10 protein-coding genes are annotated in these 11,011 nt (G+C 67.8%); 2 read left to right on the forward strand and 8 right to left on the reverse strand.

Translation table 11 applies throughout. The features are described 5' to 3' along the window. A partial coding sequence (locus AC1D1G_RS33910; protein ID WP_477955498.1) for an MFS transporter occupies positions 1-1,391 on the forward strand: 1,391 nt, incomplete at its 5' end. On the opposite strand, the gene AC1D1G_RS33915 is transcribed toward AC1D1G_RS33910, so the two are convergent. From AC1D1G_RS33915 to AC1D1G_RS33945, 7 genes are all read right to left on the reverse strand, one after another. Further along, entirely contained in the window at positions 1,374-2,018 is a 645-nt protein-coding gene (locus AC1D1G_RS33915) for a Maf family protein (RefSeq protein WP_280785218.1), read from the reverse strand. The two genes, AC1D1G_RS33910 and AC1D1G_RS33915, sit on opposite strands and share 18 nt — an antisense overlap. A gap of 10 nt (positions 2,019-2,028) precedes the next feature. Further along, positions 2,029-2,391, reverse strand: a complete 363-nt coding sequence (locus AC1D1G_RS33920; RefSeq protein WP_280785217.1) for an acyl-CoA carboxylase subunit epsilon — start codon at positions 2,389-2,391, stop codon at positions 2,029-2,031. Then, positions 2,388-4,010, reverse strand: a complete 1,623-nt coding sequence (locus AC1D1G_RS33925) for an acyl-CoA carboxylase subunit beta (RefSeq protein WP_477955500.1) — start codon at positions 4,008-4,010, stop codon at positions 2,388-2,390. Before AC1D1G_RS33925 ends, AC1D1G_RS33920 begins: the two co-directional genes overlap by 4 nt. 168 nt (positions 4,011-4,178) lie before the next feature. Next, positions 4,179-4,568 (reverse strand): DUF5313 family protein, encoded by a 390-nt coding sequence (locus AC1D1G_RS33930; protein WP_317570936.1) that lies wholly within the window; start codon positions 4,566-4,568, stop codon positions 4,179-4,181. Positions 4,569-4,639: 71 nt separating this feature from the next. After that, entirely contained in the window at positions 4,640-5,401 is a 762-nt protein-coding gene (locus tag AC1D1G_RS33935) for a MerR family transcriptional regulator (RefSeq protein WP_317570935.1), read from the reverse strand. Between the two features lie 39 nt (positions 5,402-5,440). Next, positions 5,441-7,291: an AMP-dependent synthetase/ligase gene (locus AC1D1G_RS33940; protein ID WP_477955502.1), complete on the reverse strand. Its 1,851-nt coding sequence runs from the start codon at positions 7,289-7,291 to the stop codon at positions 5,441-5,443. Between the two features lie 50 nt (positions 7,292-7,341). Then, positions 7,342-8,652 (reverse strand): MFS transporter, encoded by a 1,311-nt coding sequence (locus AC1D1G_RS33945; RefSeq protein ID WP_477955503.1) that lies wholly within the window; start codon positions 8,650-8,652, stop codon positions 7,342-7,344. 71 nt (positions 8,653-8,723) lie between these two features. Here AC1D1G_RS33945 and AC1D1G_RS33950 point away from each other — a divergent pair, with 71 nt between their 5' ends. After that, positions 8,724-9,716, forward strand: a complete 993-nt coding sequence (locus AC1D1G_RS33950) for a GlxA family transcriptional regulator (protein ID WP_283335811.1) — start codon at positions 8,724-8,726, stop codon at positions 9,714-9,716. On the opposite strand, the gene AC1D1G_RS33955 is transcribed toward AC1D1G_RS33950, so the two are convergent. Further along, a partial coding sequence (locus AC1D1G_RS33955) for a hypothetical protein (protein WP_477955505.1) occupies positions 9,694-11,011 on the reverse strand: 1,318 nt, incomplete at its 5' end. The genes AC1D1G_RS33950 and AC1D1G_RS33955 overlap by 23 nt on opposite strands.

The following is an 11,011-nucleotide window of genomic DNA, read 5'->3' on the forward strand; positions in this document are numbered from 1 at the left end:
CCGCTCTCGTCGTGTCGCGGGCGTTGCAGGGCCTCGCGGCGGGGTCGATGTCGGCTCAGACGTTCGCCATCATCTCGGGACTGTTTCCGAAACGCTCGCACCCGCGCGTGTTCGGAATCTACGGCGCGACCATCGGGCTCGCCACGATCTGCGGTCCGCTCGTCGGCGGACTTCTCATCCAGTGGGATCTCTTCGACTGGGGTTGGCGGCTGATCTTCTTCGTCAATCTCCCGATCGGGCTCGCGGCCCTGGTCCTCGGCTACTTCTATCTCGTCGACGCGAAGCCCGACGGAATCCGCCGGCTCGACGTGGGCGGCGCCATGCTGTCGGCGCTCGGGCTGTTCCTCCTGATCTTTCCGCTCGCGGAGGGCCGGGAACGCGGCTGGCCGACGTCGCTCGTGGTGATGCTGCTGTGTTCGGTGCCGGTCCTGATCGCGTTCGTCGTCCACGAGTGGCGGCTCGGGCGCCGCGGCGGCGACCCGGTCCTGCGCCTCGAACTGTTCACCGACCGCGCGTTCTCGCTCGGCGCGGCCATCGCGTTCGTGTTCTTCGGGACGCTCACGTCGTTGATCTTCACCATCTCCCTCACCCTGCAGTTCGGGTTCGGGTTCTCACCGCTCAGGGCCGGGGTGATGACGCTGCCGTGGGCGCTGGGGACCGGGCTCGCCGCGCTGGCCTCCGCTGCCGTGTATCGGCGCATCGGCAACCTCGTCCTGCCTCTCGGGATGCTGCTCTTCGCCGGCTCCCTCATCGTGCTGGCGGCGCAACTGCAGCACGAGGGCACCGATCCGCGGTGGTCGGCGCTGGCCGGTCCGCTGTTCATCGGGGGAGCCGGGCTCGGGCTGTTCGTGGCACCGCTCCAGACGGCGATCCTCGCGACCGTGCAACCGCAGAACGCCGGGTCGGTGTCGGGGCTGCTCCCGACCGTGCAGCAGGTGGGTAGTTCGATCGGCCTCGCGGTGATCGGCGTCGTGTTCTTCAACCTCGTCGCGACGCAGTCGGCGGACGCGGTGCAAGCCGAGCGGCCCGCGTTGACCGCGCAACTCGCCGAGGCCGGGGTGCCGCCGGCGCTGATCCCGCGGGCCGAGGACACGTTCGTGCGCTGCGCGACGGAGCAACTCGGGTCCACGTCCCCGATGAAGGTGCCCGACGAATGCCGTTCGCCGGCGTCCGGGGGTGCGGCGCTCGGCGCCGCTCAGCAGCAGATCGCCGACTCCGCGGTGGTAGCCGCACGGGAGTCGACCCGATCAGCGGCAGGCGAGGCGTTTCTCCAGGCAGAGCGCCGCATCCTCTGGATCATCGCGGCGGTGGCGGCGGCTATCGGTGTGGCGTCGTTGACGCTTCCGCGCCGGAATCTGTCGGTCGACGAACGGTCAGTCGACGCGGCCTGACGACGCCCACAACTCGGCGACGCCGACCCCGACCTCCGCGAGCAACCTCCGGACGAGCGGCAGACCGATCCCGATCACGCTGGACGGGTCGCCCTCGATGCGGTCCACGAACCAGCCCCCGAGGCTGTCCAGTGTGAACGCGCCCGCGACCTGCAGTGGTTCCCCGGTCGCGAGGTAGGCCTCCAGATCGGCGTCCGGCGGGCTCGCGAAATGGACGACGGTGGCGCTGTGATCGTGTGCGTCACCCACCACCGCGCCCTCCGCGATCCGCAGGACGCTGTGCCCGGTGAGCAGGGTCGCGCTACGGCCGGCCATCGACGACCACCGCGCGCGGGCGACGTCGACGGTTCCGGGTTTGCCTTGCAGGGACCCGTCGATCAGCAACATGGAGTCGCATCCGACGACGACGGCGTCCGAGATCCCGTCCCGTGCGAGAACAGGGAGGACGTCGCTCGCCTTGGCGCGGGCCAGTTCGGTGACGACGTGCTCGGGGGCTGCGTCGGCACCGAGTGCCGCGATGACGGCATCCTCGTCGACTCCGGAGACTCGCACGACCGGTTCCACCCCGGCGCTGCGCAGAACAGCCAGCCGCGCCGGGGAAGCCGAGGCGAGAACGAAGGATGTCACCGGATCCTGATCAACGCCGGTACGCGGACACGTTCGGGAACGCGTACGGCGAGAACGGGGCGACACTCCGGTGCATCCGCGTGGGAGCGCCCCAGGACTCGGGCGGCACGTGCGAATCCGGTTCACCGCTGCCGGCGGCGGCGACCGCGGACAGCACCGCGACGAGCGCAGCGATCTCCTCGTCGGACGGTGAGCCCTTGACCACCTTCAGGAAAGGCTGACGGGCCGCGTCGGCGGCGGTGCCGTCCGTGTCACCCGGCAGGTCGGTGGCCGCACCCTTCGCGAGCGTGGTGTCCGCTGCGGAACCGTTGACTGACGCCGTCGCGTCCGAACCTGTCTCGGTGCGCACGTCGTCGTCGGTGATAGCGGTCATAGGGGGATGTTCCCATGCTTCTTGGGCGGGAGGGTGACCATTTTGCGTTCGAGGAGGCGCAGGGCGGCCACGATCTGTCCGCGGGTGTGGGAYGGGGGGATGACGGCGTCGACGTAGCCGCGTTCGGCGGCGACGTACGGGTTGACGAGGGTGTCTTCGTATTCCTGTTGCAGTTGCAGGCGCAGGGCGTCGACGTCGTCGCCGTTCTTGGCGGCCTCGAGGAGGCGTTTGCGGTAGACGAACCCGACGGCGCCGGAGGCGCCCATGACGGCGATCTGGGCGGTGGGCCAGGCGAGGTTGACGTCGGCGCCCATGTGCTTGGAGCCCATCACGTCGTAGGCGCCGCCGTAGGCCTTGCGGGTGATGACGGTGATCTTCCCGACGGTGGCCTCRCCGTAGGCGTAGAGCAGTTTCGCGCCGCGGCGGATGATGCCGTTGTATTCCTGGTCGGTGCCGGGCAGGAAGCCGGGGACGTCGACGAGGGTGATGATGGGGACGTTGAACGCGTCGCAGGTGCGCACGAAGCGGGCGGCTTTTTCGGAGGCGTCGATGTCGAGGCAGCCGGCGAAGACGGTGGGCTGGTTGGCGACGATCCCGACGCTRCGGCCGTCGACGCGGCCGAAGCCGACGACGATGTTGCCGGCGCGTTCGGCCTGGACCTCGAGGAATTCGTCGTCGTCGAGGATGCGGCGGATGACCTCGTGCATGTCGTAGGGCTGGTTCGCCGAGTCCGGGATGAGGGTGTCGAGTTCGAGGTCCTCGGCGGTCAGCGAGTCGTCGATGGATCCGGTGATCGGGTCGGTGGGCAGCATCCGGGGGGCCGCGGCCTGATTGTTCGACGGCAGGTAGGACAGCAGGTCCTTGACGTAGTCGAGGGCGTCTTGTTCGCCGGAGGCGACGTAGTGGGCGACGCCGGAYTTGACCATGTGGGTGTGCGCGCCRCCSARRTCTTCCATGGTGACGTCTTCGCCGGTGACGGTTTTGATGACGTCGGGGCCGGTGACGAACATCTGGGAGGTCTGGTCGACCATGACGACGAAGTCGGTCAGGGCGGGGGAGTAGACGTGGCCGCCGGCGGCGGGGCCCATGATCAGGGAGATCTGCGGGATCACMCCSGASGCCTGGACGTTGCGGTGGAAGATYTCGCCGTAGAGGCCGAGGGAGACGACGCCTTCCTGGATGCGGGCGCCGGCGCCTTCGTTGATGCCGATCAGGGGGCGCCCGGTCTTGAGGGCGAGGTCCATGACCTTGACRATTTTTTCGCCGTAGATTTCGCCGAGGGAGCCGCCGAAGACGGTGGCRTCCTGGGAGAACACGCAGACGTCGCGGCCGTCGACGGTGCCGTAGCCGGTSACGACGCCRTCGCCGACGGGGCGGTTGTCGGCGAGGCCGAAGTTCACCGAGCGGTGCCGGGCGAGGGCGTCGAGTTCGACGAAGCTGCCCTCGTCCAATAACGCGGTGATGCGTTCGCGGGCGGTGAGCTTGCCCTTGGCGTGGACCTTCTCGACCGCGGCTTCACCGCTCGGGTGCTGCGCCTCGGCCTGACGATTACGCAGGTCGGCGAGCTTTCCCGCCGTCGTGTGAATATCGGGCGTGACCGCCGAATCTGTGACTGTCATCTATGACTGCTCTTCCCGTCGAGGCTGTCGGAACCTGCGCTGCACCCTGTGGGGTACGCGGTTCGTGGGATTACCCACTCGGACGCCGCCACTTTAACGCATTACTTATCGATCGTTCACGTGCGCTGCATCACTCTCGCGGCGAGGGTGTGATGCATCACGCTGCTGCTACTGGTCCTCGGTGCGGCCGTGGCGGCGCTCGTAGTCCTCGCGCGTGCGGTCGGCGCGACGCTGCGCCTTCGCATTGAGGAGGTCCGGATCGAGGCCGTGACTGAGCAGACGGTGGCGACGGTAGATGTTCATCAGCGCGACCGCAAAGTAGAGCAGCGGGAGCAGCAGGAGGGCCATCATCGCCAGCGGAATCCAGATGGGACCGGGGATGAGGAGGAATAACGCCAGCACCGCGGCGACGGGAAGCATGAAACGGAGGACGTACCGCACCGAGGCTCCCGGCCCGACGAGGTCGTTGCGGACCCAGTCCTGCATCGAATCCGGCAGCGTGCGACCGAACAGATACCCGACGTACTGACTGGGGCTGGGACGCTGCGCATCGGACATGGGTTCAGGATAGTGCTGACGAACGGCCGCGAACTCGACGACGCTGGGTCGTCGAGTTCGCACTGTTCCCGTTACTGCTGCTCCGCATTCGCGACGATGACGTCCCGGACGTACTGCGCGAGACCGGGGGCGACGTCGTCGTAGTGCCGGCGAAAGCGGTCGTCGGCGAGGTACATCTCGGCGAGGTTCACCTGCATTGCGTAATCGCAGTCGTAGAACCGTTCGATGCCGGCGCGGTGTTCCTCGGCGAGTGCGTTGGCCCGATCGGACCCGGGTTCGACGCCGTCGGCCATCGCCTGCGCGAGCGACGCCTCGAATGCGTCTCCCTCGGCCTTGATTCGCTTCCAGTCCTCCTTGCTCATCTTCGCGGACCGCTGCTGGGACTGCTTCCACGCGTCGGTGTCGCCCCAGCGCTCTTCGGCCTCGGCGGCGTACTCCTCGCCTGGCCAGTTGTCGCCGAAGATTTCGTTCTGCTCTTCGGGGGTGAGCTGAATGCCCATGCTTCTCGCCTCCATCATCTTCTCCACGGCTGCAGCCATCTCGTGTAAGCGATCGATCCGTTCGCTCAGCAACGCGTGCTGTCGCCGTAGATGCGCGAGGGCATCGACGTCCGGGTCGTCGAGGAGGGCTGCGATCTCCTCGAGGGGGAAACCCAGTTCGCGGTACGTCAGCACGCGGTGCAGACGTTCCACGTCGGCGTCCGAATAGCTGCGGTACCCACCGGGTGTGCGGTCGGACGGTGTGACCAGGCCGATCTCGTCGTAGTGGTGCAGAGTGCGCACGCTCACTCCGACCAGCCTGGCGACCACGCCGACCGTGTGTTTCTCGCTCACGTCCTCTACCGTGCAGCCTGACGTCGCGTGAGGGTCAACTCAGTTGTAGAGATTGTCGAGTTCGTCGGAGAAATTGGTCATCACGACCTTGCGCTTGAGCTTCATGCTCGGTGTGATCTCGCCGTTCTCGACGGTGAGTTCCCGGTCGAGGATGCGGAACTTCTTGATCTGCTCCCACCGGTTCAGTCCGGCGTTGAGTTCTTCGACGTAACCGCCGATCAGGTTGCGGGTCTCTTGGGCGTTCGCGATCTCGGCGAACGATTTGCCGCCCAGGTCGTGATTCTTCGCCCATTCGCCGATCGATTCCGCGTCGAGGGAGATCAGGGCGACGCAGTACGACTTCCCTTCGCCGTCGACGATGAGTTCACCGACGTAGGGGCAGATGCCCTTGAACGTGGCCGCCACCGCGGAGGGTGCGACGTATTTGCCGTTGGACGTCTTGAACATGTCCTTCTTGCGGTCGGTGATCCGCAGGTAGCCGTCCTCGTCCATTTCGCCGATGTCGCCAGTGCGGAACCAGCCGTCATCGGTGAGCGCTTCGGCTGTGGCTTCGGGGTTCTCGTGGTACCCGCTCATGACGCCGGGACCCTTGATGAGGATCTCGCCGTCGTCGCCGATCCGGGTCTCGGTGCCCGGGATGGCCCAGCCGACGGTGCCGAACCGGTAGGCCGACGGGCGGTTGACGAACGATGCGGCACTGGTCTCGGACAGTCCGTACCCTTCGAGGACGACGATGCCGACGGCGTCGAACCACTGCGCGACATCACGATTGAGCGCTGCGGAGCCGGAGATGAAGAACTTCAGGCGCCCACCGAACCGTTCGCGAATCGTGCTGTACACCAGCCGATCCGCGACGGCGTGCTGAACCGAGTCGAGCAGCGCCGGACTCTTCCCCGCCTGCTTGGCCTTCGACACCCGCAGCCCGACGCCGATGGCCCAGTCGAAGATCTTCTCCTTCACTCCACCTTCCTCGCGCACGGTGGAGACGATCCGCGCGTACGCCTTCTCGAAGATGCGGGGTGCCGCGCCCATGAACGTCGGTTTGACCACCGCGAGATTCTCGACGATCTTGTCGACGCGCCCGTCGACCGCCGTCGCGAAACCGATCTGCAACGGCAGGGTGAGCAGGACCTTCCCGAACACGTGGGACAGCGGGAGCCACAGGTATTGCAGGTCGTCGGCGTCGAGGATGCCGGTGGCGTCGATCGCGGCCGCCACGTACGTCCATGCGGAGTGCGAGAGCCGCACACCCTTGGGCCTGCCCGTGGTGCCGGACGTGTAGATCAGGGTGGCGAGGTCGTCGGGGCCGATCGCCTCGATCCGGTCGTGCACGGCGTCGGGGGTCTCGGCGAGCAGTTCTTCGCCGAGGTCGTGCAGCTGGTCGAACGTGATCACCCAGTCGTCGTCTCCGGGACTGCCGTCGATCAGGACGACCTTCTCGACGTCGCCGAGTTCGCCGCGGTTCTCCCGCAGCTTGGCGAGCTGTGCGTCGTCCTCGGCGAAGACGACGCGGCTGCCGGAGTTGGCGACGATGTAGGCGACGTCCCCGGCGGTCGTGGTGGGATACACCGTGGTGGTGGCGGCGCCGGCGCACATGACGGCCAGGTCGGCGAGCACCCATTCGTAGCGGGTGGCGGAAGCCAGCGCCACCCGCTGCTCGGCCTGCACGCCGAGGACGATGAGTCCGGCCGCGAGGTTGCGCACCCGGTCGCCCGCCTCGGACCAGGTGACGCTGGACCACTTCTTCGGGTCCGCCGCGTCGACGTATCGGAACGCTTCGCGGTTGGGTGAGTGGGCCACCCGATCCACGAACAGTGCGGCTACCGACGGAGCCCGATTCTCGATCTTGGAGCGGTCAATGACCTCGTCCGACGCACGCTGAGCTGCCATATATCGATCTTAGGAACCGGGGCCGCCCGGGGGAGTGGTTTCGGCGGAGGTCAACCGAGCTCGGCCGCCACCTTGCGGGGTTTCGCGACGATGGCCAGAGACATCACGGCGGCGATCGCGCACAGTCCGCCCGCGACGTGGAACGCGGAATCGTAGTCGCCGAACTGGTCGCGCACGAATCCCGCGAGGAACGCCACGATGCCGGCGCCGATCTGGTGCGACGCCAGCACCCAGCCGAACACGATGGGTGCGTCGCCGCCGAAGTGTTTGCGGCACAAAGCAACCGTCGGGGGTACGGTCGCCACCCAGTCGAGTCCGTAGAAGATGACGAACGCGATCATCGGCGGGTGCACGGTGTTCGCGAACAGGATCGGCAGCAGCATCAGCGAGATCCCGCGCAGCAGGTAGTAGATGCCGAGGAGCTTGCGTGAATCGAATCGGTCGGTGAACCACCCCGACGCGATGGTGCCGATCACGTCGAAGATCCCGATCACGGCGAGCAGGCTCGCGGCCGCCGTCACCGGCATACCGTGGTCGTGCGCGGCCGGGACGAAATGGGTTCCGACGAGTCCGTTGGTGCTCGCCCCGCAGATGGCGAACGTGCCGGCCAGCAGCCAGAACACCCGGGTCCGCGCCGCCGACACCAGCACCGTCACGGCCCGGCCCGCGGCACCCCCGCGACCGGTCGGGGCGGGTGGTTCCGCGACGTAGTCGGGTCCGGCGCCGTACGGCACCGTCCCGACGTCGGACGGCCGGTTGCGCAGGAACACGAGCACCAGCGGCACGACGGCGAGGGCCGCGAACGACACCGTCAGCGCCACGGTCTGCCAGTTGTAGTGCTCGGCGACCATCGCGAGGATCGGCAGGAACACCAGCTGTCCGGCGGCGCTGCCCGCGGTGAGGATGCCGGTGACCAGGCCGCGGCGGGCGACGAACCACCGGTCGACGACGGTGGCCACGAAGGCGAGTGCCATCGAGCCGGTGCCCAGCCCGACGAGCACGCCCCACAGCAGCACGAGTTGCCAGGTGGCGGTCATGAAGACGGTCAGTCCGCTGCCGGCGGACACCAGGACCAGCGCCGCGGTGACCACCCGCCGCATGCCGAAGCGTTCCATGAGCGCCGCCGCGAACGGCGAGGTCAGCCCGTACAGCACCAGGTTGATCGACACCGCGGAGGAGATGCTGGCACGCGACCAGCCGAAGTCCTCGTGGAGAGGGTCGATCAGGATCGAGGGCGCCGCCCGGAAGCTGGCGGCCCCCACGAGGGCGAGGAACGCGACGGCGGCGACCAGCCACGCGTAGTGGAGGCGCGGCGGGGCGGTTCGGGCCGGAGGTGCCGGGGGCGCGATTTCGGACGTCACGACGGTAAGTCTGCGGGGCTGGGTCTCGCCGGAACAGTTGCCGGAATGACAACATGTGAAAGAATCTGGCCATGGTCGAACGTCATCGTGTGGTCGTGCTTGCCCTGGACGGTGTGATCCCGTTCGAACTCGGCATTCCGTCGCGGGTCTTCGGACGGGCGGAGGACGCCGACGGGAACCCGCTGTACGACGTGCAGACCTGCACGGCGGACGGACGGCCCGTGCGTTCGGACGCCGATTTCTCGGTGTCCGTCGATCACGGGCCCGAGTTGCTGGCCGAGGCCGACACGGTGGTGATCCCGGCGTCCTACGAACTCGGCCCGGCCTACGACGACGGGCATCTGCCTCCGAACCTCGAGGCGGCTCTCGACTTCGTCCGGCCGGGCACGCGCTACGTCTCCATCTGCACCGGCTCCTACATCCTCGCCGCGGCCGGGCTGCTCGACGGACTGCGCGCCACCACGCACTGGCGCAACGCCGAACACTTCCAGCGCACCTATCCGCAGGTCCGGGTCGATCCCGACGTGCTGTTCGTCGACGAGGGGCACATCCTCACCTCGGCAGGCGTCGCCGCCGGACTCGACCTCTGCCTCCACATCGTGCGCCGCGACCACGGCTCCGACGTCGCCAATCGGGTGGCGCGCCGATGCGTCGTCCCACCGTGGCGCGACGGCGGGCAGGCGCAGTACATCGAGCGGCCGATCCCGGAGACCACGGCGGAGTCCACCGCGACCACCCGGGACTGGGCGCTGGATCGGCTGGGTGAGTCGCTGACGCTGAGCCGGATGGCCGCGCACGCGAACATGAGTGTCCGCACGTTCACGCGGCGGTTCGGTGAAGAGGTCGGCACCACCCCGAACCGCTGGCTGATCACCCACCGGGTCGACCGCGCGCGACAACTCCTCGAGACCACCGACCTGTCCGTCGACGTCATCGCCCGCGAGGTCGGTTTCGGGACCGCGGTGTCCCTGCGTCAGCACATGGGCGCCGTGCTCGGCGTCCCCCCGTCGGCGTATCGCAGAACGTTTCGGGGCCAGGCGCTCACGACGAAGGCACCGGCGTAGATCCCGAGTCGTGTCCCGTGGCTGTGCGGGCCGGGCGGATGAGCAGTTCGAGTGCCGCGAGCGCGAGTAGGGCGATGAAGACGATCCACAACACGACCAGTCCGGTGGGGTAGCGCCAGAACATCAGCAGCAGAGCCGCGACGCCGATGATGGCGCAGCGCAGCGGAATTCGGAGTTGGTTGGCCCACCGTTCCACCTCGTTCGGCGGTCGGCCTGCGCCGGACTTGCGGGCGAAGTCCAGTGCCTGCCCGAACCCACGACGGACGGCGGTCGCGGACGCCGAGCCGCCGGTGAGGAAGGCGCCGATCGCGATCACCAGACCGAGGACCGCGACCGCACGCAGACTCGTCCGCAGTGGCACCAGAACGGTGTCGATGACCGCTGCCGCCGCGTCGGGCGACAGGATGTCGGGTGGGACGCTGTCGAGGTAGATGGCGCGTCCGACGAGAATCCCGATCGCGAGGATGAGCATTCCCAGGGCGATCGACAGGCCGGCGAGGGAGAGCGCGCGCAGCCGTCGGCCGGTGGGGGCGACGGCGACCGCGGCGGCGGCGCAGGCGATTCCCAGCCACGGCAGGATCGCCGAGGCCTTGTCGAGGGCGTTGACGGCGCGCTGCGCCTTCACCAGCTCGGGAGACTGGAACAGCACGAATTGCTTGTCGACCGCGGGGATCTTGTCGGCGAACGCGAAACCACGCTCGGTCAGCGCGGCCTTCACATTGTCAATGACGGTGCCCAGAGAAATGCTGACGGTGCCGCTCTGGTCGACCTCCACCGAGCTGAGACCGTAGTTGCCCGTCATCACCGCCACGAGTGCGTTGTGCGCCGAACGGTTCGCCTGGATCCAGAGGTCTTCGAACTGTTGGGACTGCACGAGTGAGCTGACGGTGTCGTGGACGAAGTTCTTTGCCTGGCTGGTGATCACCGGTGCGAGGCCGACCACGGCCGCGTCCAGTCGGGGAGCGTTCGCAGCGACATTCGAGACGTCGGTCAACGCCTCGAGTGCGTCCTTGGTGAGCCCTTCGACGTCGACTCGGGTGAAGATCTCGTCGGTGATCTGGTTCGTGATGTCCGCTTGGAGGGCCGGATTCGACCCCAGCGGGGTCACCGTGCTCACGTAGCGGTCGGTGTCGAGGATCTGACTTCTCGTGAAGCGTGCGGTGACCGACGCGAGTGCGAGAACGGCGACCAGGACCAGCAGAATCGTGACGGCCGTCCAACGCAATCCGTTCCGGGGTGGGTGGGCGACCGGTTCTGCCGGAACACCTGCGGCGGCGCCCGCGGCCTGTCCGCGC

Source organism: Rhodococcus sp. P3_B8 (assembly GCF_056402775.1).